Here is a 25,294-nt window from a genome sequence, read left to right as displayed (position 1 = left end):
CATGGCGAATCGAATTTCTCTTATTGTCCACCTTTCCAGTCACTAGTATACACCTTCCATATGTTTATGCAAGATGAAAAATGAAGAATCTTCATTTTTCTTTCTAATTTGTAAACCAGTTTCCAATATAAGATTTATAGCTAACAACATAAAAGAAAAACCCCTAATCTAGGTTAGAGGTCTTTCCTATTTTTTAATAAAATACTTGTAAATATCTTTCATTGCATTTTCTTTAAAAAGTATTTTCCCATATTCATGGACCCTATATTTTGTAATGGTTGCAGGATTGCCAAATTCCGCTAAAATGGCAATGACGTTTTCAGTTTGGAGTGTCAAATTATCTTCAAGTAGTAAATAAAAATAATCTTTAAATGAATATAATCTTCCACCATCTATTGATAAACTTATTAATCTGGTTGAAAGTTGGATCACATCTTCGAATGAGCGAAACTCATAAAAGATATCTTTACTTTCATCAAGTGTAACCTGCATTTCAATGTAATCTTCATCCATAAATTCTTCGTCTTCAAGGTCACCTACTGAATTAGTTACGATGATCACCATACCTTGAGCCTGTAAGGAATACACTTCAACAGCAATAGGACCATCGGCTTCGAAGCCTAATTCGATACTTGCTTCTTCGATCATATCTCGAAATAATTGGTGGACCTTAAGCGAATCCGACAAAAGATCATCTTTAGTGAGGCCACGATCAACCAGATCATCGAATGTTAGAAAAATCTTGATTTTATTATAAGTTAAGCGTTCGAGACGCATTAAAAACCCTCCCTCACCATCACACCTACAGCAACCGTTTCTTTATTTTATGAAGGAATATAAATTATGTTCTTGGAATTAGCGTTGTTAGGACTTTTTTTGCGACGTCTTTTCACTTTGTGATGATTGTAGGATAAGTAAATGTGTTTCAGGTGGTGCGCCGAGCCTGAGTGGAACACCGGATGTTCCATATCCATTACTTACGAAAATGGTCGTTCCGTTATTATGCTCTACCCCGCCTTTAGGATAAAGCCCAAATTGCCAAAGCCGGATTTGTCCACCATGGGTATGTCCTGATAATAGAAGACTTATCCCTTGTTCTGGTTGAAGTTCACTTTTAATTTCCGGATTATGGCTAACCAAAATTTTAAAATCCACCTCATCCCCTGCGTCTAGAAGAGCAAGGTCCAAACGACTTCTGCCTTCCCTCAAATCATCTATTCCTAAAAGAGCGAGCTTTTCTCCCTCACCAGTTTCAAAAAACATAGCTGTGTTATCAAGAATTTTAATTCCCATACTTAAAAGAAGAGAATCGAGTTCATGGTAATCAACTTCATAGTCATTATTTCCCCATACAAAGTAAGTAGGCCCAACCATTTTTATTAATTGAAGGTTTTTCTCCACTCTTTCAAACGGTACTCCCTTTTCGGTTAAATCCCCTCCAATTATAACAATGTCTGCTTTCCCTTTTACCTCATTTATTATATTTTCTGAAACCTCTCTTCTGTGAATATCTGAAATGAAGAAAATGGTAATCTTTCCAAAGCTTTTTGGAAAGTTTGAAAACGAAAGTGTATTCGTTATAACACGATCCATTCTTGCTTCACGCCACATATAGAGAAGGAGTATTATTCCAATTAAAAGTATACCGTAAAAAATGAGCATGGTCATGGTATTATCCTACCTATCTAATCAGCTTTTTACTTTAAATCATTCGGAGTTTGAACTTTGACTGTATGAAGGTAAATCTACAGTAATGATACCATAAATAATGGAAAAGGCTATCAATAAAAAGGTTTGCCAAGGACCATAAATAAATAATATAAAATAGCCTCCTACTAAACTTAGAGGGAAGATTAATTGCAAAAATGAAAAACGGTTACCTTTAGCCATGTGGTAAAAGTTTTCAATGGCATTCTTAAATAGTACAGAATGGGCTAAAAACCCGATAAAAAAACAAATCATTAAGATGAAAAACAGGAACGGATTTATGATAAAACTCGTCAACAATTGTGGTATTTCAATAATGGAAGTTCCTGATGTTAAAAAAATGAGCATGAACCCGCAAAAAAATCCAATCACTTCATATATAAATTTATCCATACCCCCATCTCCTTCTTATTTCAGATTATGAAGAGAGGATAAAATAGATACAAATTTTCCTATTACGTATTAAAAATAATTTCCTAGTCATTTTTTTATTTCTAAAGCCATAAAGTAAACTGACATCGTTTTGTATTTTGACATCGAGGAGGTTGCTTCATGTTTACTACTAGGAAGGCCTATTATCCCTATGTAAGCCCTTTTGACCCTTGCAAACCAATCACATGTAAAACCTACGTTACTCCTCCAAATCTTTATATAACATTTCAACCAGCAAACCTACCCCAATTCACACCAAAGCAAGCATTATACACAGGTACACTTTGGAAAATCTTTTATGATCCGTATTACGGTCCATATGAACCTAAAAGGGAGGCTGAAAATGAATGAATCCTAAACAGATGCCCCCAGAGTATTATGCGTTATTAGAAGATTTACAGGCTTTGGATTTTGTCTTAGTAGATCTCACCCTGTATCTAGATACCCATCCAAATGATTATGAGGCGATTCAACAGTTCAACTCAGTTTCACAGCAACGAAGAAAAGTAGCAAAGCTATATGAGGAAAGGTTTGGGCCATTAACTCAATATGGTCGTTATAGCTATTCCGCTTATCCTTGGAACTGGGATGACGAACCTTGGCCATGGCAGGTTTAACAAAATAATCATTTTTGTTCATCAAGGGGAGGAATTAATATAAATGTGGATATATGAAAAAAAACTACAGTATCCTGTAAAAGTAAGTACGTGTAATCCAGCTTTAGCTAAATTATTGATTGAACAATATGGTGGTGCTGACGGTGAGCTTGCCGCTGCATTACGTTATTTAAATCAACGTTACACAATACCTGGCAAAGTAATTGGATTGTTAAATGATATTGGAACTGAAGAATTTGCTCATTTAGAAATGATTGCGACAATGGTATATAAACTAACGAAAGACGCAACACCAGAACAATTAAAAGCTGCTGGTCTAGCGGCACACTATGTGAACCATGATTCTGCATTATTTTACGAAAATGCTGGCGGTGTACCATTTACTGCGACATACATCCAGGCAAAAGGCGACCCGATTGCTGATTTATATGAAGATATTGCAGCTGAAGAAAAAGCAAGAGCCACCTATCAATGGATTATTAATATGAGTGACGACCCAGATTTAAATGATAGTCTTCGATTTCTTCGTGAAAGGGAAATAATACATGCTCAACGATTTAGAGAAGCTGTTGAAATTCTTAAGGAAGAAAGAGATAAAAAGAAATTTTTCTAAATAAGTAAATAGCTGAATGCTATATTCAGCTATTTACTTTCATGATATACGTTCACGTCAAACTCTTTTTTCATCATTTCAAAAACCCGCTGGCGCTCACGCCATTGCACTGGTTCCTTCCATAAATCCTTACTCTTATCAACAATTTCACATCGGATCGCATGGTATTTATCCTCAGCTTCGTCTTTCTTTTTATCAACATAGCGAACTCCACCATAGAGTCCACCGATTATAAATACAAACATAAAATAAATGGATCCGTCGAGGAAAATACTAATCATTAATTCCGTGGAGTGGCTATATGGAAGGACGATTGTTTTATACACATACACTAAAAAAACCGATAATAAAAAAAGTGCACAAAGCTTCATATAATAGGCTCTTGCCTTTAACTTTTCAAATTTTCTCTTCTTATCTACCGAATGTTGAAGCATTTGCTTGGTTACATCATCCGTATATTCATTTAAACCCCTAATTTTTTCTTCTATTTTTAATCCCCCCAAACCTTATACTCCTAGAATGACCTATTATAAAATATGTGCTTGTACAACTGTATATGTCTAATCAAAAAAAATAACGCGAAAACCTCGCGTTATTCATTCGTTAATTTTTTATCGGTATTTTTAAAACTTGACCTTCAATAACAGTATCACCATTTAGATTATTCTCTCTTTTGATTAACTCTTCACCAGAGCGACTTTTATAATATTTCATAGATATCCGATATAATGTTTCATCGGCTTTTACCTTATGATATTTCACATCATATCGGTCCTTTGGCTGTTCCTGAACTGGTTGCTTTGCCTCTTCATTACTTGATGTATTTTCATTAACCTGTTGACCCGCTTCTTCTTTAGGTTCCTCTTGTTTTTTTACTTCTGGCTGTTTTGTTTCTTCTTGTTCAGTTGTTTCTGGTACTCGTTCAGTCTCTGTTTCTTCAGTTGGTGTTTCTTCCTCATCAGTTTCAGGATAACGAACGGCCTCATCTTTATTTTCATAGCTTATGCTTTCAAAATTCGCACTCTTTTTTACCGGACTTGCCTCCAGTTTTTCAGGATTTGTATTAAATTTAAAGCTAAGAATTGCAACAGGAAGTAAGATAAATAAAAGAGCCAACAAACGAATAATCGGGTATTTTATCTTAAATCGTGTTTTCTTTTTCTTTTGTCTATGGATTTCACTTCGAGATGGTAAAGTCGAAGTGCGTTTTTTTATATCAACTGACTTTTCTTCCCCTTCAGGATGCTTCAAGACGATACCCCCTCATTTTGATCACGCAAATAATCAATTCTAAGCTTTACTGCCAAAATAAAGTCTATCAAAAAATGAGCATATACAGTAATCCAAAGATTTTGATAGACCTCATAAATAAATCCTAATAAAAAGCTTAAAAGAACAACAGACGATAGTAGAACCCACTTATATAAATAGCGCACATGTAATAATGCAAAAATAATACTTGCTATAATCAGTCCAAAATGGGTCTGAATAACACCTCTAAATAAAATCTCTTCCGCAAAGGAAATCAATAGGCATAAAATAAAAATATGCGGAATACTTCTTTTTCGGAAAATTCTTTCGTTGATACCACCATCATCATACATTGCTTCTGGAAGCCATTTTACAAGCATTAAATCAATAATAACAACAGCTATTGCAAATCCAGAACCAACAAGAAGAATATTCCAATCTTTCCAATTCCAGAGCTCCATAAATGATGACCAATGATCAAACAGGAAAAAACCAAGCCCTAAAGACAAAATTAATAAGATTCCTTGTGTTAGATAAAGGTGAAAAACGATTTCTTTATCTGTTAAATTTTTAATAATATCAGCTTGGCGCCTACCCATAATTTTCACCCATTTCTATGGAAGATACGATGCAATTCTTGTCTCCAAGTTGGTAGCTCCCACTCATTTACTTCCTTACCGTTTCGTTTGTACAAATTGAAGTCAATTCCACATAAGTCACAGCAAGATGAAGGTCTCACTTTTAAGCTTTCGTCGAAGTACGATAATACAGCTTCCCTTCGACATCCTTGAGTCTCTAACCATCTCTCCATCTGTTTAAGTTTGCTATACTTGTATGAATATCGTTTATTTGCAGCATCCTCTATGATCTCAACTTTCTGCCGTGTGTTTAGTTCGTGCTCGATACACTCATCTATTTCCAGGTAAAATTGAATAAATCGCCATTGAACTTCAGATACACCGAATGCTGAATAAAAATACTCTTCAACCGATTTTGTATTTGTAAATTTTCCGTTCGTTCGTATTTCTTTATTCATGTATTCAATTATTTGATGGGTTTGTTCTTTCGTTGGAAACTCATATTTAAGCAAAACTTCAGGTATTTCTCGGTCAAATTCACTATGAAGTAAAATAGCAATACTTGATTGACCGTCCCTGCCAGCACGCCCCATCTCCTGTAAATATGCCTCTATTTGTGAAGGGTAATGGAAGTGAATGACATATCGGATATCTGACTTATTCACACCCATCCCAAATGCATTTGTACAACAAATAATGGATAGTTGATTATTGATGAATTGCTCCTGGATCAACATTCTTTTTTCCTGTTCCATTCCACCATGGTAATAAGCAACTCGGTCAAAGCCTTCATCTTTTAAAAATTGCGCAATATTTTCGGCCCATAATCGACTTGAAAAATAAATAATTCCTGGCCCTTGCAAATTTTTTATATAATTTAAAAGCACATCTTTCTTTTCTTCCAGCGAATCAACTTTTTTCACCATTATGGCTATATTGGGTCGATCAATTGAGTGGATGTGCATTTTCGGATCATTCAATTGTAATATCCTGCTAATATCCCCTAAAACCTCTTTTGTAGCTGTTGCGGTTAATGCTAAACAAGGTGGAGATCCGATTTCACGGCGAATATCACCCAAACGGGAATAGTCTGGACGAAAATCATGCCCCCATTGTGAGATACAATGTGCTTCATCTACCACAAACATAGAAAAGCGAATTCCTTTTAATCGATTTAAAATAAATTTTGACTGGAGAATTTCAGGGGAGGCAAAAATATATTTATATTTGTGCAAGCTGGGTAGAACCTTACGTTTTCTCTCATTTGATAAAAAACTATTAAGGGCAACTACCCTTTTTTCACCCATTTTTCTTATCTGAAGGACCTGATCTTCCATAAGTGCAACAAGTGGTGAAATGATAAGTACACTACCTTCGAGAATTTGAGCTGGAAGTTGATAGCATAGCGATTTCCCTCCACCTGTGGGTAAGAGTGCCATGACATCTTGTCCAGCTAAAATATCATCTATAATTTCCTTTTGCCCTTCTCGGAACGTAGAATGATTAAATTTTTCTTTTAAAATTACATTAAGATCCATGTTTACCACCAAATCTTGCAAGAACTAGTCTAATTTCAAAATACGAGATGTCATTCGTCAATTTTTCCTTTAAAGGTCGTAATTGCTTTATTTGTAATGTCTTATAAACAGATAGTATCTGCTGCAGATGTTCGTGTGGAACGAATTGATCAATTGAAAAATCAGGTTTTTGATGCGTTACTTCAACAATATGATCTTCAATTGTATTCCGTTTTAGATTTCGAATGATACCTATTTCATCAATTGTTTTACCCTGCAGTAGCAAATGATACGTTTTCTTTGTTGAAGCTGTTAGTAATACTTCCTCTTGATGATGAGCCTCAATCATAGAACCAAGCAGAGGGAAACTGTGCCCATTCATTTCAAGATGATGAATCATCGTATGTAAGGTATGTAAAAAGAGAACATGGCACCATACTTCATCCTCACCTAGTAAAGAACTAATCTGATCGATTGTATATCCAATTCTCGCCGAACTGGTCAGCCTCATGACAAAAATAGTTGATTCTAGCTCTGAAACCATTTCAAGGAGCGACAAAATCTCTTTGTAAAGGGCTTCTGATAATGTAAATCGAGTATGTCCATCCTTAATTAAGAAACCTTTTACCCATTCAGCAATTGAATCTTCTTGTTGGATTGGAGTATATTGTTTTTTTTCACTTACTAAATTCGACAAAACCTGAGTTATCAATGAAAGCCTTCGCCATAGTAAGATGGACTGTTCATTATGTTTCCAGCCATTTAAATGGGGAGGAATCGGTTTCTTTTCAAATTCCTTTTTTAGTACCCTTTTACCGAGAGCTGTAATGGTAAATTTATTACTTGAAGCTGTTATTTCTTCAATTAGAGTATGTTCAGAAAGTATTTGGATCTCCTTCTCAACCCGTTCTCTTCCAATCGGCCTTAGAATACCGAATAGAGGAGTGAGACCAAATAGATTCGCATCCCCAATCGTTTGAGAGGACTTTTTACCGTTCAACAAATGATGAATCCCATAAACAGTCCTTTCACCATCTAGTTTATGCAAGCAATATAAGATTAATATTGAGCGATAGGTAATGTTCACGGCTTCTCCCCCCTCAAACGACGAAATAGATGGAAAATTGTCGAACGAATGTTACTTTTATTTTATCAAATAATAACGAAAAGTGGGATGTTTTCGTGTGGAATTATGAACATGCTTGTCAAACGGGAAAAACCCTTTTAGATTAAGCAATCTCACTATATATTTTTATTGAAAAGTTTAGTGAACAGCTTTACAATGAATATGAGGAAGCTGTTTCCATGCTATGAGGAAGTAGGATGGGGAACTACTATAAATATACATTTTATACATGTAACGATTTTTCGGGAGGTAAAGTACACATGGCAAAGTATACCATTGTTGACAAAGAAACTTGTATCGCATGTGGTGCATGTGGTGCAGCTGCACCTGACATCTACGATTACGATGATGACGGAATTGCATTTGTAACACTTGATGATAACCAAGGAATTGTAGAAATTCCAGAAATATTAGAGGAAGACATGATCGATGCTTTTGAAGGTTGCCCAACGGATTCCATTAAGGTAGCAGACGAGCCATTCGACGGTGATCCACTAAAATTTGAATAGTCCTTATATTCAAGGAAGAACCCTTTCGTTAAGGGGTTCTTTTTTTAAATGATAAAAAGCAGGCATTGCCTGCTTTTTGTCGTTTGATTATCCAATTGGAACTTCTTTACGTTCCCCTTTTTCAAATGTCATTAAGGTTTTGTAGCCTACACTTTTAGCTAGTTCAATTGCTTGATCAAAATCAGCACCTACATCCTGTGGACGGTGTGCGTCCGATGACAAGACGATTGGAATGTTTTTGTCAAAGCACATTTGCAGTAGTCGAGGATCCGGATAAAGCTTGCCAATAGGCTTTCGTAATCCAGCAGTACTAATTTCAACGCAGGTTTTTGAGTTCGCTAATGCTGTCGTTGCACGATCAAATTGATGCAAAAGGAACTCCTCATCTTCAGGAATATATTTAAAAATCTTAACTAGATCAATATGACCCATAATATCAAATAAGTTTGATTCGGCCAATGTAATCACCTGATCATAATACTTTGTATATGTATCATGTAGGTCCCTTTTATCCCATTCTTCACGGAACTCCGCAAGGTCGATTCCAAAATCGCCAACCCAATGAATGGAGCCAATTACATAATCAAAATCATAAGAAGCAATGAATTTTTCCATTTCTGCATGCTTTCCAGGTGTATAATCCATTTCAATGGACATTTTTACATCAATATTATTTTTCCAGGCAAGCTTAAATAAATCTACATAATCCTTCATGTCATAATATCTTCTTGCATCAACCCACGGATTACTCAGAATATCTTTTGTCTGATAAAAATGATAAGCGTGTTCAGAAATCCCAAAATGATCAATTTTTTTTGCCTTTGCTTCATCAATAAACTTCATTAAATAGTCTAATTCAAGCGTTCCAAGCTCTAAATGATTGTGATAATCAGTTCGCATACCGAATCCCCCCAAAGTTTTTCTTATTATACATGAACTTGTCTCTCTAGGGGAATAAAAAAGCTCAAAATTATTTAGGATTTTTCGACAATTAAGATTTGATTTGGAAAAATTAAATCATCGGTTAACTGATTTAACATTTTAATTTCCGCAACAGATATACCTACCCTATGCGCAATGACTGATAAAGAATCCCCAGCCTTCACTGTATAGGTTTCAAGCTTTTTTAAAACTTCAGTGTCCTCTTTCTCCAATTCCATTAATGTAGGAACTAAAATTTGTTCATCGGTTAGCATATAAAGAGGGTCAATCGCATTGTTTCTAGAAGAATTCCATTCTCCATTATGTACTTCAAAATGTAAATGTGGACCAGTTGAATTACCCGTACTACCGATATGACCAATTAACTGACCTTTTACAACCTTTTCTCCTTCTTGAACATTGCGTTTACTTAAGTGTGCATAAACTGTCTCATATCCATTTGGATGCTCAATAAAAACGACATGCCCATATGAACCCTTGTAATACGACTTTTTTACGATTCCTTCCTCAACCGCATATATGTGATCTCCAAGTGGAGCAGCGATATCTAAGCCTTTGTGATTGCCTTGTCTCGTTCCAAATGTATCAGTGATTCTCCCTGTGACTGGCCACGCCCATTCCTCTGTTGCTTTGTTACCTAGTAGTTCATGTGCGTTGACATTACGTTCTCCTATAAAGAGTAATCCTGTACAAACTGCCAAAATGGCAACAATTGCAAATCGTTTACCAAACATTTTGATCCTCCTCAAAATATTGAACAATGATGCTATGAAAATGTGAACCCGTTATGTTTAGATTCAAGGACACCCCCTATCTAACATTATCTCTATTTACTAAGCAAATAAGGGACACCCTTACATTATTTGAAAAATTTTCTTAAATTATGTAAATAAAGTAATACTTTTCGTAACTTGTAAGGTGATACTTCCCAGAAATTATATTTAAAAGCAAAAAAAAGAGACATCTTAGTGTCTCTTATTGCAATTGAATTAGATTTGGTGCGAGCGGTACTGGTACTGGTTCCCCTATTCGTACATCACCAATTTGATCTATATTTCCGTAAAATGTAACTGTATCAAAGTTAAACTCTTTAGCGGTTAGCATAATTGCGTCCAACATAAGAATATAATTATCTGTATTCTCTAAAACCGCATCATCACTAAAATGAATTTCTAAATTCGTACCATTTGCTTTAATTTGTTTAATTTCAGATATGATTGGTGGATGCAGGGTATAATCCCCTTGACTAGCCTCCGCTTTCATTGCTTCCAGCGCTTGTTCAATCGTATTAAAATCTTCATAAGTTAAAGCTAAAATTTTGCGGTCTGAATGATCATTTACATAATAAAGGTATGCCTTTTTTGTATCTTTCTCAACATCAATATTATTTTCAATGATACCCGTTTGCCCTATAGTAATTCCTTGTTGATTATTTTGGAAAAGTTCAACATGTTGATAGTCTTCTAACAGATAACGGAACGAGCTAATCGTATGTGAAAATTCTGCAGCTTCAGCAGTAGCAAATGACTCAGTATTAATCGAGTTATTTACGTCCACCCTTACTGCCTTTGAATTGTCTTTCGTTACAACTTCTGAAAAATCTTCAAAATATGAATTCGAAATTTCATCAATGCCCCATTCTTTGTTTTCGCGAATAGCCTCATTTACTCTTGGAACTGTCTTTTGCCATTGTTCAACAACATTTTCCCCGTTAGATTCGACGATTACTGAAACAACAGTAGGAAACATTACACCGCCCAAATACACACCATATGTGAGAAGGACTTCATTTTCCCCTACACTATTTACAGTGTAACTATTGCTTAGTCGTTCCTCAAATGAAAATATTCCAGCCTCTTCATTTTGTTGTGGTTCCTCTGCTTTTTCTAGTGTGCTTAATGATTCATCCTTTGATGCTGCTTCTCTGTTCTCTGAATCCATAGTAATGTTTGTATTTTCTCTTGCCATTTCAGCAGAATCGAAGCTTGAGCTGTTCATATTATTAATGAAAGAAGGAGCTAAGATGAATAATAGAAGCACTGCTGCCGCAGATGCAAGGGTAGGAACAAGCCACATTTTTCTCTTTTTCTTATTCATTTTAAGGGTGATATTTTGATAAATCTCTTGTGGTTTCCGTTTGTCTTTTATTTCTGGCATTTGCGATAGCATCTGCTCGAGTTGTTCATCACTCCACTTTGAATTTTTCATCATCTGTACCCTCCTTTACGCCTGATTCCTCCATATACTTCTTTAAGACCTTTAGACCTCTATGCTGAGTTGTCTTTACCTTACTCTCCGTCCATCCAAGAGCTTCAGCAGTCTCTGAAATTGAAAGTGATTGGATATATCGTAATATAAGCACCATACGCTGGTCGGTCGTACAGTTTTCCAAGCATCGGAACATCATTTGTACCTGCTCATTTTGCAACGCTATTTCTTCCGGAAGTGGAGCAAAGTCTTTTACCTCTTGGCGACTCCAATCAAAGGAATCGATTATTCGCTGTTTCCACCCTTTTTGTTTCCGGAACGAGTCAATCGCGACATGTCTTGCAATTGAAAATAACCATGTTTTTTCACTACTTTTTCCTTCGAATCTATCATATGATTTTAAAACTCTTATATAAACTTCCTGAACGAGATCTTCAGCTTGTTCACGATTTTTCACCATATAAAATAAGAAGGAGTAGACATCGTGATGATACTTTTCATATAGTTCCTCAAACAAGGAATCCATTTGCAAATCCTCCCGTTCATTTCATTAGTCGAATGTTTTATAAAAAAAGTTACACTCCCAATATAGTATGAATTAATAAAAAAAGGAAGAATATTTTGGTAATATTCTTCCTTACTTTGCAATTGTTACATTTTTTAAGAATAGTAGTCTCAGGATTGGATATAAAATGAGAAAAAATACTCCATTCCCAATTGCATGACTCAAATCAAATGGTAATCCAGCTACGTAATAGGCAAGGAACTTACCCGAGAATAAATAAAGAGGGATTGAGATTACAAAGCCATATAAGAAACCACAAAATACTGCATAGATGGCTAATAAAATGACAGGAATTCGATCACGATACTTCCGTAAAGCCCCACTAATTAACCCAATTATCCCCCATGCAACGATTTGTCCAATGGTCCATAAACCCATACCCATTACAAGATTCGATAATACAGAACCGAAAACAGCAACAACCATACCATAGATTGGACCCAAAAATAAGCTAGTTATCACGATAATCGCTGTCATAGGCTGGACATTCGGAAGGAATGTAAATGTAATTCGACCTACAACAGATAATGCGATTAGCATCGATAAAAGCGTTAAGTTTTTAACAGATAAATTCATTATTCCCACTTATGGAGATCGAATTCGATCTTATCTTCTGGCTCTAATTTGAATTCATTAGCTCCTACCATCGCTTCTTCACCATTAACAGAATAAAACCATGATGTCTTTTCTTCTTCGCTGCCTGCAACGCCATTAATACTGGCAACAAAAGCACCATCGAATTGTGTTTCGATGTCAAAGTTTGCTTGCATGACGTCCATAACGGTAACTTCTTTTCCTGATTCAATTTTAATTTCTTTTTCTTCAATAATTTCTTCACCATTGTTTTTCGAGATAACAACTGTTACAATCTCTGCTGTTTCTTCTTTATCTACTGTTTCTGCTGTGTTGTTGTTGGAAGATTCATTTGTTGATGGATCATTGCTGCATCCAAATAAAATTCCCAATGATAGTAAAGCAACTAATAGTTTTTTCATGTTTCTAGCTCCCCTTTTGTTAAAATATGTGTATGAATAAGTGTTTTATGCACCTAACATCGAATCAAATGCGCCTTGGCGTATTTGCGCCCCATTTTTAGGCCCACAGGAAGTGGGTCATAAAGACGTTGCCACAGGATGTGGCGTTCTTAGTCTTTGATCTTACAGATCGAAAAGTTTCCTTTGAATAATCGTGGCATCCGCCGGAGGCTCTTATTTTAATTTCGCAGAAGTGTCCTTCTTCTGCGGAATAAAATAATAAAAGCTCACCCTTGGGGTGAGCTTTGAAGATATAACAGAAAAACAACAAAAAAGCATGGTGTTTTAATGCTAATTCTCGCACCCCGGAGAATTAAAAAAGAAATGAATTAGGCAGGTCTACTGACTTAAGCTTCTTCCTACTTTGAGTCCTTCCCATATGTTGAACAGCATTCGCCATCCAGTCATACAGTGGTTCTTCTCATTTCGTCCACTTTTACAGTTGCGGGGGCAGTTCTGGATTCACACCAGATTCCCTTTTAAGTCAAAAAGAATTATACTACTTTCTCTGACACCTAAAATTCAATAAATTATTTAACTTTCTATTTAACAATCCCTATATTACAAGAAGAGTTTTCCTTTGACAAGGAAATTGTTTCTTATGGAACAAGAATCTTCGCCACGTTTTTTCAAATTACTCACTTTTTCGAGGGATTACGAAAGTAAATGTCGTTCCTTCACCAAGCTTACTATGGACCGAGATATTCCCGTTGTGTGCACTAATAATGTTTTTTACAATCGCAAGTCCTAAACCAGTACCAGATTTTCCTCTTGTTCTAGCCTTGTCCGCCTTATAGAACCGTTCAAATACAAAAGGTAAATCTTCTTCTGGAATTCCAGAACCCGTATCCTTAATATCAACTTTTATTGAAGTTTCTTGACCAGTAACATGTACGACAACCTGACCATTTACATCGGTATGTCTAATTGCATTATCAATTAAGTTTGTAAAAACTTGCTCAATACGATCAGAATCTATATAGATTTCACCAATTTCGTCTACCTTTGTAGCAGTTAACGTTATTTGATTATCCTTAGCTAAGCCTTGGAATTTCCGAATCACACGATTAATAAGGGTATCGAAATCAACTTTTTCTTTATTTAAGGTAATATTCCCAGATTGCATTCTAGCCAAATCTAATAACTCGTTGACAAGTCGACCCATTCGTAATGACTCATCATAGATGACTTTGGTAATTTCCTTTCGCTCTTCCTCGGAGCTCGCAATGTCATCCATAATTGCTTCACTATAGCCCTGGAGCATTGCGATCGGAGTTCGCAGTTCGTGAGAAACATTAGCAATAAAATCTTCACGTAGCTTGTCCAAACGTCTTTCCTCCGTCATATCACGAAGTACCGCAACGGCACCCCTAATATACGTCTGATTGTAAAGTGGACTCATTAAAATAACCCATGTTCTGCCTTGAAGACTAATTTCAATAAATTGCTCCTTTTCAAACGAAACGGAACGTTGAAATAAATCCTTGACCTCTGGTGGAAGCTCTTGACCAACGTCCTGATACATACCTTGTTGGTAATACCAAGCTTGCAAAAAGCGTTCCGCAGGTGGGTTAGTTACCAATATCGTTCCATCACGATTTAAAGTGATAACTCCGTCCGCCATACTGTTTAATATGCTTGCAAGCTGCTCTTTCTCCTGATTAAGGGCATTTATATTATATTTTAACTGCCTTCCCATTTGGTTTAGCGCCATTCCTAAAGCGCCAATTTCGTCATGAGTAAGTATAGGAACCTTCGTATCAAATTTCCCTTTAGCTACTTCAGTAGCAGCTTCCCTCATTTTACGCAAAGGAGCTGTAATACGCGTTAATAGAAAGAAGGCAAAAACTGTTGTAAGGACAATTCCGATACCTGCAGCCAATATTATGAATTGAGTAGTATCCTTGGTAGTCTTTTGAACTACATCTAAGGATTGATAGAGAAAAACTGCACCCATCTGGTCATTTTCGATGTGAAGAGGGGCCCCAACCACAAATATTTCTTGTGTTTGCTCTTGAGGAGTTTTTCCACTTTCAGTTAGTTTTATCTTTTTGCTTGCGTTTTGGTCGTTTGTAATAACACGTCTAAGATCTGGGTCCTCTGTAATAACTGTTACAGGAATGTTTGGAACAGCGATTCGATCAGGAGATACCCATAACGTGTTTTCGTCTGCCGCAATAATAACCTTTGTTTCATCATTCACAAGCTCCCAAGCAAGGTTCCTTGCTACATCTTTATCCTCATGCTGCTCCATAATAACAGCAATATTTGCAGCAAGTTGAGTTAAGCTTCTTTCTGCTTCTTGAATATGGTAATTCTCAAAGTACTCCATGAATAGTACCGTTAAAACAAATAACACAAAGGAAAACAGTAAAAGAATGGTTGCCCATAGTTTTCCTACTACACTTCTCCAAAATTTCATTCTTGTCCAACCTCAAATTTATAACCAACGCCCCATACAGTTACTATCATTTTCGCTGCATCCTGAGACACTTTATTTAACTTTTCACGTAAGCGTTTAACATGTGTATCTACAGTACGAAGATCGCCAAAGAATTCGTAATGCCATACTTCCTTTAATAGTTGTTCACGATCAAATACTTTGTCAGGTGATTTTGCTAAAAAGCATAGGAGTTCATATTCCTTCGGTGTTAAGCCTACTTCCTTGCCATCTGCAAGCACACGGTGTGCATCATTATCAATTGTTAAATGTGGAAACACGATAACATCCTTAGCCGTTGTTTCAGTTTGAAGATAGGTTGTAAGTGATGCCCTTCTTAGTAAAGCTTTTACTCGAAGAACAACTTCTCTTGGACTAAATGGCTTTACTATATAATCATCAGTACCGACTTCAAAGCCTTGCACGCGGTTTACTTCTTCTCCTTTAGCAGTAAGCATAATAATCGGAGTTGATTTCTTCTCACGCAATTCACGACATACCTCAATTCCATCTTTTTCTGGCATCATGAGGTCTAATAAAATGAGATCATAATCATTTTTCATAGCCTTTTCTAAGGCAATATTTCCATTTTCCGCTTCTTCAATTGCATAATTTTCTCTTTCTAAATACATTTTAAGTAAACGACGAATTCTCTCTTCATCATCGACAACTAAAATTTTCGCTTCATTTTCCATTTGGTTATTCCTCCATTTTCTTTCCGAAAGAATATTTCTCTACATCACTATCGTACATAAAAATTTCATAATTTGCTATAACATATATCACACTAGTTTATCCAATGAGGGAAAAGTCGATAATTCGACACAAAAAATGTTAGATAAAAAGCCTTCATCAAATGATGAAGGCTTTTTTATTATGCATATGAGTGTAAACCAGCAATAACTAAATTTACAAATATAGTATTAAACATAATTATGAAGAATCCAACTACCGCAAGCCACGCAGATTTTTTACCATGCCATCCTTTTGAAAGCCTCAAGTGTAAAAATGCTGCATAGAAGAGCCAAGTAATAAGTGCCCATACCTCTTTAGGGTCCCAGCCCCAGAAGCGAGTCCATGCAATTTGCGCCCAAATCATAGCAAAAATTAATGCGCCTAACGTGAATACTGGGAATCCTATTGCTACAGAACGATAACCAATTTCATCAGTTAAGTCTAAATTTAATCTTCTTGTTAAAGGCTGTAAAGCGGCACCTACACGTTTACGTAAAATTAAACGAAGTAATCCATATAGAATAGATCCTGAAATAATTGACCAAAGTAATGTATTTACTTTTCTAGCACTTAATAAGGCAGGTAATTCAATCCCGCTAGAAAACTTACCATCTGTTAGTAATTCGCCTTCATTAGGTACTACCAAAGCAGGTAATTTGAATACCATCTCAGCTTCAACGTTGTCTTTATCCACCCATGAAAACACTGATTCATATTTCATAGCACCAAATGCAGTCGAAATGGCTACGAATCCAACAACAACCACTAATACATACATGACAAATTCTAACCAAAATGTTTCCTTGCTTTTGATAGACTGATCCACACTTTTTAAAAGATAAAGGATACCTGCGACAAAACTTATTGAAAGAATTGCTTGCCCTAATGCAGCAGTCGTAACGTGAATGTGTAGCCAATCACTTTGTAAAGCTGGAATTAATGGAGAGATCTCTCTTGAAAACATACTTCCATAAGCAATAACTAATAATGCAATCGGTAAAGTAAACAGTCCTAAAATACTTGTTTTATATATAAAGTAAATAATGATAAACGCTAGGACTAGCATCATTCCGAAAAATGTAATAAATTCAAATAGGTTACTAACTGGTGCATGTCCAGCTGCAATCCATCGGGTAAAAAAATAGCCTAACTGTGCAGCAAATCCAATGATTGTAACAGCAATCCCGATATGGGACCAGCGGTTATACCCATTTGCACTTTTTTTATCTCGAATCGCTCCACCAAAGACAAATGTTGCCACAAGATAGAGAAAAAAAGCAGCATATAGCAAATTTGAACTTAATTCAGCCATTTTTATCCCTCCTTATTTTCCTTATTTTCCTTATTTTTCGCATCAACTTGATCGATAGGTTCGGCGATTCCGGTATCTGCTAATACATAACGAATTTCATTTTTCAAGCCAAACCAGTTTTTATTTGTATGTCCAGCAACAATAACTTCATTATTCTTTCGCTGAATCCAAATCCGACGATGGTGCCAGTATGATCCTTGAATAACACCAATCATAAATATTGCACCACCCAAAGCAAGTATCCATAATGTAAAGTCTCTTCTGACAGTTAATCCAGATACGTTCTTCATATCAATACCAGAAAACGCCATTTTATACTTATTCTCACCCACAGGCTCGATATTTTGCTGAATAGCTACGAAACTGATTTCTCCTTCTGGTTTATCCGGAGCATACATTTTAAATACAAATGCTGGGTTATTCGGTATCTTTGTTTTTGTGGCAGGTTCCCCTTCATCATTAAAAAAGAAATCAGGGAAATAGCTTGCCAACTCGATTGAATATCCGTTACCTAAGTCATATTTATCTTGCGGATCTCTTAAGTTAATTGTAATTGAACCAAATTCCTGATTCGTCTCTTTGTCTACCATTGTAAAGGACATCGTGCTAAATTCATTTAATTTATAGTCGACTTGGTAGACTGCATAATGGTCATGCTTTAATGGTTCATTTACTCGAATTTCGTGAGATTTAACTTCTTTTAATTCTGGTTCCACTCCAGGAATAATTTCATCTGTACGTTCAAATAACGTAACATCTGTTTGATAGTTTTTTACTACCATCGCATTTCCGGCAAGTTCAATCGCTTCATCAAATACTTCTTTTTCTTTGCCCTTCTCGTAAACTTCTACAAGAAATTGTTCGCTCTTTAAATAATATTTTCCATCTGTTCCTGGTACACTAGCTGTTTCTCCCTCACGAAGCCAGAGTACTTCATCAATGTACATTCCAGGTACAAAACGAAGCATCGCACCAATAAGAAAAAGAATAAGTCCACAATGGTTTACATATGGGCCCCATCGAGAAAAACGACCCTTTTCGGCTAAAATATTCCCATTTTCTTCACGTACAGAATAATGTTTCTTCCTTAGTTTCTCCTTAACATTTTCAAAGTCCTTCTCGATATTTTCGACAGTGTTTTTACCATATACACGCTGTCTTTTTAGAAAACTTTCGTGACGTGTAACACCTTGTTTTTTTAATGCTTTATACAGAGGTACTACACGGTCTATGCTACAAATAATTAAGGAAACACCAAGCATTGCTATTAGAATCATATACCACCAAGAACCATATAGGTTGTGGAAACCTAACTGATAATATAATCTTCCTGTGATGCCATATTCTTGTTCATAGAAATCAGCTGGATTCATTGCTGGAGGTATGTATAATTCTTGCGGATAAATAGTCCCCAATGCTGAAGCAATTAGAAGCACAACGATAATCCAAATCCCCACTTTTACAGAGGAAAAGAAATTCCATATCTTATCAACTACTGATTTATTATAGGTTTGAGAGCGCCTTGCACTACCCTCATACCTCATATCTAGCAATGGCTTTTTCTCTTTTTCACCCTGATTTTCTTCTTCGTTTTGGACAGGTTTACCACAAGCCTCACAAAAAATTGTACCATGTGGATTTACATGCCCACATTCGCATTTAACGTTTTCCATAAAAATAACTCCCTATGGCTTAATTTGCTCCATATAATCTCGCACCATCTTATTTGTCATCTCGCCCGTGATTATTTTAACAACTTTTCCATCCTTATCAATTAATAAAGTTGTTGGCAACGGGTCAATTCCATAGGCATTTAACAACTGGTTTCCTTTATCGATTACAACAGGAAATGATAAGTCATACTTTTTAATAAAATTATTAACACTGAATTGCGGCTCACCGACATTGATTGCGATGACTTCAATCCCTTGATCCTTATATTCCTGATAGTATGTATCAATATATGGGAATTCACGTTGACACGGCTCACACCATGTCCCCCAGAAGTTTAAGAACACACCTTTTTCCCCTCTATACTCCGACAAATGGTGTTCTTTCCCGTTCAAGTCAGTTACGACAAAATCTGGCGCCTTATCCCCTACTGCAACCTTTTCCTTACTAGTAAAGAAATTGATATACAATGTATAAACGAGTGCAGCGGCGAGAAGTAATAATATGACGGTCCGCATAACTAATCGTCGCTTTTTCTTGTCCATTGAAATCTCCCTTTATTTTATATTTGATTTGATGTGTACTTTCTTTGCCATTATAGCACTTATTAATATAGCGACATTGCATACATTTTGAAGGTTATGTGACAATTGAGAACCATTATCGCCAGACTAGATTGGACTAAATTTCATGAGACTTAGGAGAAAGCTTCTTTTCCGAAAAGATTTCATGTAATTTAGTCACACCCTAGCTTACTAAATAGAGCGAGTAAAGCTTGATTGATCCGAATAAACTATTCCCTACAATCGATTATTTTTCGTACTTGCTAAAGCTCTTAATTGCTTAACTTCATGTGGAAGTAGTTCTCTGAATTCACCTGTACTTAAGCCGTTTAGAGTAAGGAAGCCAAACTTTTCTCTCTTAAGCTTCATTACTTGATGTCCAATCGCCTCAAACATTCTTTTTACCTGTCTGTTTCTTCCTTCATGAATGCTAATTTCGACAATTGAAGTTTGTTTTCGCTTATCCATTGAAATAAGCTTTACTTTAGCAGGAGCCGTCTTACCATCTTCTAGCTTTATTCCTCGTTCTAATTGACGAAGCTTTTCTTTAGGCGGAATACCCTTAAGTTTCGCCACATAAACCTTCTCAATCTCATACTTTGGATGCATTAAAAGATTTGCAAACTCACCGTCATTCGTTAGTAAAAGCAATCCGGACGTATCATAATCCAGTCTGCCAACTGGGTAAATACGTTCTTTTGTTTCTGGGAAAAAGTCGGTTACAACTTTTCTACCCTTATCATCACTTACACTAGAAATCACAGAACGTGGTTTATAAAATAAAAAATAAACAGGCTCTTCCCTTTCAAGTGGAATGCCGCTTACCTCAATTTTATCGTTTGAGCCTACTTTAATACCTAGCTCCTTTACAACTTTTCCATTCACCTTAACATGTCCAGCAACAATAAGCTCCTCAGCTTTTCTCCTTGATGCTACACCTGCATGTGCTATTACTTTCTGTAAACGTTCCATCTATGCTCACCCCTTAAACATCTTACTTGTTTCTTTGTATTTTCACAAGATAAAAACATTCTCTAGTATGCCCAACCCAGAACTTTCCTATATAAAAAAAGAAAACACGTTTTCACGTGTTTTCAACTTAACCAAATATTAAAGTTACGACAATTATACTCGCCACGATGCCAACTAAATCCGCCAAAAGACCGACCTTTAGTGCATCTCCCATTTTCTTAATTCCAACAGCTCCGAAATAGACAGTTAAAATATACAACGTTGTATCTGTACTTCCTTGCATGGTCGAAGCAAGTATACCAATAAAAGAATCAGGGCCATATGTAGCAATTAAATCTGTCGTCATTCCTAACGCTGCTGTTCCAGATATTGGCCTAATCAGCGCTAATGGAGCAACTTCTGCAGGAAATCCAACAAATTCAAGCGCAGGGCGAATTAAATTAATGAAAAACTCCATTGCACCTGATGCTCGAAAGATTGAAATGGAAACTAACATCCCAACCAAAAACGGGATGATGGAAAAGGATATCTTAATTCCTTCCTTTCCTCCCTCTACAAACGTTTCATAGGTTGGAATTCTTTTAAATGTCCCATAGAGAAGGATAAATCCTATAATCGCAGGTATTAGCCAAAGTGATATGGAATTGATTATGCTCATTTTTCCAAGCCACCCTTCTTCATCCGTCGATAATAAAAATATCGATCTATTAGTATGGCTCCTATAGTCGAACAAATCGTTGCTATGAGGGTTGTTCCCACAATTTCTGTTGGATTTGTAGATTCGTAGGTCATCCTAATCGCAATTACAGTAGTTGGGATAAGCGTCAAACTCGAAGTATTAATCGCTAGAAACGTAATCATTGATCGACTAGCCGAGGTTTTGCCCCCATTCAGTTCTCTTAGTTGCTCCATCGCTTTAATTCCCATGGGTGTTGCCGCATTTCCGAGTCCAAACATATTCGCAATCATATTTGATAGGATATATCCCATAGCTGGATGCTCTACCGGAACTTCTGGGAATAACCGTCTAACCACTGGACGAAATAATTTCGAGAGTTTTTCTAATAAGCCAGCTTCTTGTGCAATTCTCATAAGACCTAACCAAAAAACAAGGACACTAATTAAACCAATACAAATAGTAACTGCTTCTGATGCTCCCTTAAAAATCGCTTCATTTACCTCGCTGATTGTTCCATTCACTACGGCAAAGATAATCCCAATAATTGTCATCGCAACCCATATGATATTAACCATCGTCATCTAACCCCTAAAATTACTAGAAAGATACTTTTTATTGTTTCCCAGAATGTTTCCTTAGACCTTTTGACATTGCCGTTATCAAAATAGATAGGCATCTCCTCAATCGTCTCATCACCAAGGTTCACAGTAATCGTTCCTACTATGTCCGGAACGGCCTCTGGTTTGCGCCACTCTTTTTCAGGTTCTAATAAAGAAATATCGAGCTTAATATTCTTTTTCTCTTCTTCATTTAGTGGGTACATGAAGTCATGGTCCACAAATACCTTCCCTTTATAAAAACTATTGTCTGTTTGAAGATCGCCTTCTTTAATGACCTTCACTAAATCATACGTTTCAAATGCTCTGTTAAACATATTCATATGGTCATTCCAGTCATCAGAGGCATTTATCGTTACAGCAATTAAATCAATTCCATCCTTTGTTGCAGTTGATACTAAGGTCCGTTTGGCCCGCTTGGTATAGCCTGTTTTTCCACCTGTGCTATACGGATAAAGCTTCGTCAGTAACTTATTTTTATTTCTCCAAACACGATCCCATTTTTCAGTCGGGTTAGGGGCACGATGCACTTTTGTACCGGCAATCTCACGATATTTTTCATTCATCATCGCATAACGCGTTAAAATGGCCATATCATAAGCGGATGAATAGTGATTTTCATGGTCATCCAACCCGTGTGGATTTGCAAACTCTGTATTTTGCATACCAATTTCAGCAGCTTTTTGGTTCATCATAAAAACAAAGCCTTCCAAACTACCTCCCACATGCTCTGCGATAGCAACTGCAGAGTCATTACCCGATCGTAACATCAATCCATAAACTAAATCCTCGAGCTTTACTTGTTCATTAGGCTTTAAATATAAGGACGAGCCTTCTGTTCGTACAGCTTTATTACTCACCTTAACCATCTCGTTTAATTTCCCAGATTCAATGGCGAGAATAGCCGTCATGATTTTTGTAATACTTGCGATTCTCATTCGTTGATGGGCATTTTTTTCAAACAAAATTCTACCAGACTCTTGCTCTATTAAGATCGCACCTTTTGCACTAACAGAAAGCGCGCTCGTTTTTTGAGGAACTAAGCCTAAGAGAACCATAACAGTGATGATAAGTATAAAAATTCTTCTGCGAATAAATGTCATTCGATCCCCGTCCCTTTTGCTGTTTTGTAAAAGTGTATGCAGAACATGTCCACCTATATGAATAAAATATGTACAAACTATGAAAAACGGAGGTCTCCTGGAGTTATATAGCAAAATGAACACAAAAAAACTGACCAACACAAGGTCAGCATAGAAAATATTGGATTAATACTGTTTCCACTGAAGTTTTGATGCTTCCTTAAACCGCCGTTCAACTTGATCCCAATTGACGATATTCCACCAATTTTTCACATAATCTGCACGAACATTTTTATATTGAAGATAATAAGCGTGTTCCCAGACATCTAAAACGAGTAAAGGAATCGTATCCCATTGTGTCATAAGTTGATGACGTTCTGATTGAAGAATTTCTAAGCGCCCTGCCCTTGGCGACCATACCAGAATCGCCCAACCGACTCCTTCGACCTTATTTGCCGCTTCACTGAAATGTCTCTTAAACACCTCAAAACTTCCAAAATCCCTATTAATCTGCCGAAGCAATTCACGTCCTGGCATTCCTCCACCTTTTGGCTTCATAACTTCCCAAAAAATCGTATGCAAATAGTGACCAGAACCATTAAAAGCAGCTTCTCTTTCCCAATGCTTTAATAATTCGTAATCCCCTGTGTCACGTGCTTTTTCCATCATTTTCTCAGCCTTATTTAAACCTTCAACATAGCTTTTATGGTGTTTATCATGATGCAGTCTCATGATTTCTTTTGAAATATATGGTTCGAGTGCATCATAGTCATATGGGAGAGGCGGTAATGTGTGCTGCCCAATCCCTATCCTTCTGACCGCTCCAAGCTCTTCATTTTCTTCTGACTGTTCAGCAAATCTTAATCCAGCATTATATAGCATCTCCACTTGCTCCTGCAATTCAAGCAATCTAGTCGGTGTTAGATTCCCTTCTATTGAATCTAAGAAAGATGAAAAATTCGATAAACAAGATTGCAGGTCTTCATTCCGTTCATTTTCAAATTGACTTTTCAGCTTCAAAAACCATTGTTTCACATCTTCTATATACTTTTCAGGGGTGCTCATCTTTATCCTCCCTAAGGTTTAATCGTCACTATCGTATGCGTATAACCCTTTTTCGTGACTATAAGGGATGAAAATGCCTGTTTATGATTCACCTCTTTAATCCTTTCAACATAAAGATACATATAGAATTCAAGACAAACGCCTAATTGATAAAAAGGCCCTACGTTTAATTACGTTTGTATATATTATAAGGAGGTATAGAGAATTGAATCATTCTTTTCAAGAGCAAGCTATATTTGAAACCCAGTTTTGGATGCAAGTTCTAGGTGACCACAGCCGATTTTTACACGATTCATTAGCACCTAGTGAAGAAGCAAAAATTGCCAAAGCCAAACAATTTAAAAACACATTTGACTACTTATTAGATGCTGCACGTCAGCCTCTCCAATCAAATCAAATAATCGCCATTATCAAAGAAGGTAGAAGTGCAGGAGAACAGCTTCGCATTTTAAAATTAGATATTATTAAAGAACAATTAGTGGGAAATGTAAAAATTAGTCTTTCTCCTTCTTTTATCAATCATATGGTCAACGAATTAGATGAATGGCTTCGGATATCCAACTTTCTAGTAGAAGGAAAAAGTGTACCACCGACTCATGCGCTTCATCATCACCTTATATGGCTATTAGATGCTGCAGGACATGCAGGTGGAATTGCTTCAAATGTTGACCGCGTGGAAAAAAAGTTACTCAAAAAAAGCGAGAAATTTGTTAAGGAGTGGGAGGATTTTTACTTAAAAGCAGTAGAAATGGTTGGATTCTTACGTACCAGTCAATATGAATTCCCTGCCCTTACTCGTTTTAACAATGATGTAGAATTAGAGATGAAAATTTTTAAAGGTTTTCTTGAAGAGTTAGAGGAGATGCAATTAAATAAAGAAATTCTAGGAGTCCTTACCCCACTAATGGCAGATCATATGGCAAGAGAAGAATGTTACTACTTAATTAAATTAGCGCAATCCACAAAGGAAATCAATCAACCAAATTGTAATCCAACGAAGCCGCGCGTTCAAGAATAAAAGAAAACCCCGATTGCTCAATGTACCTGCAATTGGGGTTA

The 25,294-nt window shown here is 36.3% G+C and carries 29 protein-coding genes and 1 riboswitch; of the genes, 5 read left to right on the top strand and 24 right to left on the bottom strand.

The window, feature by feature from the left end; all coding sequences use genetic code 11:
* Window positions 1-186: 186 nt before the first annotated feature.
* The 3 genes from CKK03_RS11325 to CKK03_RS11315 form a co-directional block, all read right to left on the bottom strand.
* Window positions 187-777, bottom strand: coding sequence for a genetic competence negative regulator (locus tag CKK03_RS11325; protein WP_099351720.1), 591 nt, complete (start codon window positions 775-777; stop codon window positions 187-189).
* 87 nt (window positions 778-864) lie between these two features.
* A complete protein-coding gene (locus CKK03_RS11320) occupies window positions 865-1,662 on the bottom strand; it encodes a metallophosphoesterase (RefSeq protein WP_099362704.1) in 798 nt (265 codons plus the stop codon).
* A 45-nt stretch (window positions 1,663-1,707) separates the two neighbouring features.
* On the bottom strand, window positions 1,708-2,100 hold the full coding sequence (locus CKK03_RS11315) for a hypothetical protein (RefSeq protein ID WP_099362691.1): 393 nt from the start codon (window positions 2,098-2,100) through the stop codon (window positions 1,708-1,710).
* A 159-nt stretch (window positions 2,101-2,259) separates the two neighbouring features.
* Between CKK03_RS11315 and CKK03_RS11310 the strand changes: the two genes are divergently transcribed.
* Genes CKK03_RS11310 through cotJC form a run of 3 tightly spaced genes read left to right on the top strand, consistent with a single transcriptional unit; the run spans window position 2,260 to window position 3,369 of the window.
* Window positions 2,260-2,490, top strand: a complete 231-nt coding sequence (locus CKK03_RS11310; RefSeq protein ID WP_099351722.1) for a spore coat associated protein CotJA — start codon at window positions 2,260-2,262, stop codon at window positions 2,488-2,490.
* On the top strand, window positions 2,487-2,756 hold the full coding sequence (locus CKK03_RS11305; protein ID WP_099362690.1) for a spore coat protein CotJB: 270 nt from the start codon (window positions 2,487-2,489) through the stop codon (window positions 2,754-2,756). Before CKK03_RS11310 ends, CKK03_RS11305 begins: the two co-directional genes overlap by 4 nt.
* Before the next feature lie 43 nt (window positions 2,757-2,799).
* Entirely contained in the window at window positions 2,800-3,369 is a 570-nt protein-coding gene (cotJC, locus tag CKK03_RS11300) for a spore coat protein CotJC (protein WP_099362689.1), read from the top strand.
* A gap of 29 nt (window positions 3,370-3,398) precedes the next feature.
* On the opposite strand, the gene CKK03_RS11295 is transcribed toward cotJC, so the two are convergent.
* The 5 genes from CKK03_RS11295 to CKK03_RS11275 form a co-directional block, all read right to left on the bottom strand.
* Window positions 3,399-3,872 carry a YpbF family protein gene (locus tag CKK03_RS11295; protein ID WP_099362688.1) on the bottom strand — a complete coding sequence of 158 codons (474 nt, stop codon included), beginning with the start codon at window positions 3,870-3,872 and terminating at the stop codon, window positions 3,399-3,401.
* 100 nt (window positions 3,873-3,972) lie between these two features.
* Window positions 3,973-4,620, bottom strand: coding sequence for a LysM peptidoglycan-binding domain-containing protein (locus CKK03_RS23490; RefSeq protein ID WP_142354019.1), 648 nt, complete (start codon window positions 4,618-4,620; stop codon window positions 3,973-3,975).
* Complete coding sequence (locus CKK03_RS11285) at window positions 4,617-5,219, bottom strand: CPBP family intramembrane glutamic endopeptidase (RefSeq protein ID WP_099362687.1); 603 nt, start codon at window positions 5,217-5,219, stop codon at window positions 4,617-4,619. The genes CKK03_RS23490 and CKK03_RS11285 overlap by 4 nt, the downstream gene beginning before the upstream one ends.
* Window positions 5,220-5,224: 5 nt before the next feature.
* Complete coding sequence (locus CKK03_RS11280) at window positions 5,225-6,736, bottom strand: RecQ family ATP-dependent DNA helicase (RefSeq protein WP_099362686.1); 1,512 nt, start codon at window positions 6,734-6,736, stop codon at window positions 5,225-5,227.
* Window positions 6,726-7,802, bottom strand: coding sequence for a YpbB family protein (locus CKK03_RS11275; RefSeq protein WP_099362685.1), 1,077 nt, complete (start codon window positions 7,800-7,802; stop codon window positions 6,726-6,728). The genes CKK03_RS11280 and CKK03_RS11275 overlap by 11 nt, the downstream gene beginning before the upstream one ends.
* A gap of 299 nt (window positions 7,803-8,101) precedes the next feature.
* On the opposite strand from CKK03_RS11275, the gene CKK03_RS11270 reads away from it, so the two are divergent.
* Window positions 8,102-8,350, top strand: coding sequence for a 4Fe-4S domain-containing protein (locus CKK03_RS11270; RefSeq protein WP_077618638.1), 249 nt, complete (start codon window positions 8,102-8,104; stop codon window positions 8,348-8,350).
* Between the two features lie 87 nt (window positions 8,351-8,437).
* Here CKK03_RS11270 and CKK03_RS11265 read toward each other — a convergent pair whose 3' ends face one another.
* The 16 genes from CKK03_RS11265 to CKK03_RS11190 form a co-directional block, all read right to left on the bottom strand.
* A complete protein-coding gene (locus CKK03_RS11265; RefSeq protein WP_099362684.1) occupies window positions 8,438-9,250 on the bottom strand; it encodes a histidinol-phosphatase in 813 nt (270 codons plus the stop codon).
* Between the two features lie 74 nt (window positions 9,251-9,324).
* Window positions 9,325-10,026 (bottom strand): peptidoglycan DD-metalloendopeptidase family protein, encoded by a 702-nt coding sequence (locus tag CKK03_RS24135; RefSeq protein ID WP_099362683.1) that lies wholly within the window; start codon window positions 10,024-10,026, stop codon window positions 9,325-9,327.
* Window positions 10,027-10,267: 241 nt separating this feature from the next.
* Window positions 10,268-11,500: a hypothetical protein gene (locus tag CKK03_RS11255; protein ID WP_142354018.1), complete on the bottom strand. Its 1,233-nt coding sequence runs from the start codon at window positions 11,498-11,500 to the stop codon at window positions 10,268-10,270.
* A complete protein-coding gene (sigX, locus tag CKK03_RS11250; RefSeq protein WP_099362681.1) occupies window positions 11,478-12,026 on the bottom strand; it encodes an RNA polymerase sigma factor SigX in 549 nt (182 codons plus the stop codon). The genes CKK03_RS11255 and sigX overlap by 23 nt, the downstream gene beginning before the upstream one ends.
* A gap of 111 nt (window positions 12,027-12,137) precedes the next feature.
* On the bottom strand, window positions 12,138-12,641 hold the full coding sequence (locus tag CKK03_RS11245; RefSeq protein ID WP_099351733.1) for an ECF transporter S component: 504 nt from the start codon (window positions 12,639-12,641) through the stop codon (window positions 12,138-12,140).
* The gene (locus CKK03_RS11240) at window positions 12,641-13,060 is read right to left on the bottom strand and encodes a DUF4430 domain-containing protein (RefSeq protein ID WP_099362680.1); all 420 of its coding nucleotides are present in this window, start codon (window positions 13,058-13,060) and stop codon (window positions 12,641-12,643) included. Before CKK03_RS11240 ends, CKK03_RS11245 begins: the two co-directional genes overlap by 1 nt.
* A gap of 354 nt (window positions 13,061-13,414) precedes the next feature.
* A riboswitch (cobalamin riboswitch) is annotated at window positions 13,415-13,631 on the bottom strand.
* A gap of 102 nt (window positions 13,632-13,733) precedes the next feature.
* Window positions 13,734-15,521, bottom strand: coding sequence for an ATP-binding protein (locus tag CKK03_RS11235; protein ID WP_099362679.1), 1,788 nt, complete (start codon window positions 15,519-15,521; stop codon window positions 13,734-13,736).
* The gene (locus CKK03_RS11230; protein WP_099362678.1) at window positions 15,518-16,234 is read right to left on the bottom strand and encodes a response regulator transcription factor; all 717 of its coding nucleotides are present in this window, start codon (window positions 16,232-16,234) and stop codon (window positions 15,518-15,520) included. The genes CKK03_RS11235 and CKK03_RS11230 overlap by 4 nt, the downstream gene beginning before the upstream one ends.
* A 179-nt stretch (window positions 16,235-16,413) precedes the next feature.
* Window positions 16,414-17,586, bottom strand: a complete 1,173-nt coding sequence (ccsB, locus tag CKK03_RS11225; RefSeq protein ID WP_099362677.1) for a c-type cytochrome biogenesis protein CcsB — start codon at window positions 17,584-17,586, stop codon at window positions 16,414-16,416.
* A 2-nt stretch (window positions 17,587-17,588) separates the two neighbouring features.
* Window positions 17,589-19,259 (bottom strand): cytochrome c biogenesis protein ResB, encoded by a 1,671-nt coding sequence (resB, locus tag CKK03_RS11220; protein ID WP_099362676.1) that lies wholly within the window; start codon window positions 19,257-19,259, stop codon window positions 17,589-17,591.
* Window positions 19,260-19,271: 12 nt separating this feature from the next.
* Window positions 19,272-19,802 carry a thiol-disulfide oxidoreductase ResA gene (gene resA, locus CKK03_RS11215; RefSeq protein WP_099362675.1) on the bottom strand — a complete coding sequence of 177 codons (531 nt, stop codon included), beginning with the start codon at window positions 19,800-19,802 and terminating at the stop codon, window positions 19,272-19,274.
* A 255-nt stretch (window positions 19,803-20,057) separates the two neighbouring features.
* Window positions 20,058-20,792, bottom strand: a complete 735-nt coding sequence (gene rluB, locus CKK03_RS11210) for a 23S rRNA pseudouridine(2605) synthase RluB (RefSeq protein ID WP_099362674.1) — start codon at window positions 20,790-20,792, stop codon at window positions 20,058-20,060.
* 127 nt (window positions 20,793-20,919) lie between these two features.
* Window positions 20,920-21,450, bottom strand: coding sequence for a spore maturation protein (locus tag CKK03_RS11205; RefSeq protein ID WP_099362673.1), 531 nt, complete (start codon window positions 21,448-21,450; stop codon window positions 20,920-20,922).
* On the bottom strand, window positions 21,447-22,046 hold the full coding sequence (locus tag CKK03_RS11200; RefSeq protein WP_099362672.1) for a nucleoside recognition domain-containing protein: 600 nt from the start codon (window positions 22,044-22,046) through the stop codon (window positions 21,447-21,449). Before CKK03_RS11200 ends, CKK03_RS11205 begins: the two co-directional genes overlap by 4 nt.
* Before the next feature lie 2 nt (window positions 22,047-22,048).
* The gene (locus tag CKK03_RS11195) at window positions 22,049-23,191 is read right to left on the bottom strand and encodes a D-alanyl-D-alanine carboxypeptidase family protein (protein WP_099362671.1); all 1,143 of its coding nucleotides are present in this window, start codon (window positions 23,189-23,191) and stop codon (window positions 22,049-22,051) included.
* Between the two features lie 165 nt (window positions 23,192-23,356).
* Window positions 23,357-24,235: a superoxide dismutase gene (locus tag CKK03_RS11190; protein ID WP_099362670.1), complete on the bottom strand. Its 879-nt coding sequence runs from the start codon at window positions 24,233-24,235 to the stop codon at window positions 23,357-23,359.
* A gap of 205 nt (window positions 24,236-24,440) precedes the next feature.
* Here CKK03_RS11190 and CKK03_RS11185 point away from each other — a divergent pair, with 205 nt between their 5' ends.
* Window positions 24,441-25,253, top strand: a complete 813-nt coding sequence (locus CKK03_RS11185; RefSeq protein ID WP_099362669.1) for a DUF2935 domain-containing protein — start codon at window positions 24,441-24,443, stop codon at window positions 25,251-25,253.
* The last annotated feature ends 41 nt before the right edge of the window (window positions 25,254-25,294 follow it).

Origin of the sequence: Fredinandcohnia onubensis, assembly GCF_002734215.1 — a bacterium.
Classification (GTDB): Bacteria; Bacillota; Bacilli; order Bacillales; family Bacillaceae_L; genus Ferdinandcohnia; species Ferdinandcohnia onubensis.
The sequence above is the reverse complement of the archived record's forward strand: the minus strand, read 5'-3'. Positions and strand labels throughout refer to the sequence as shown.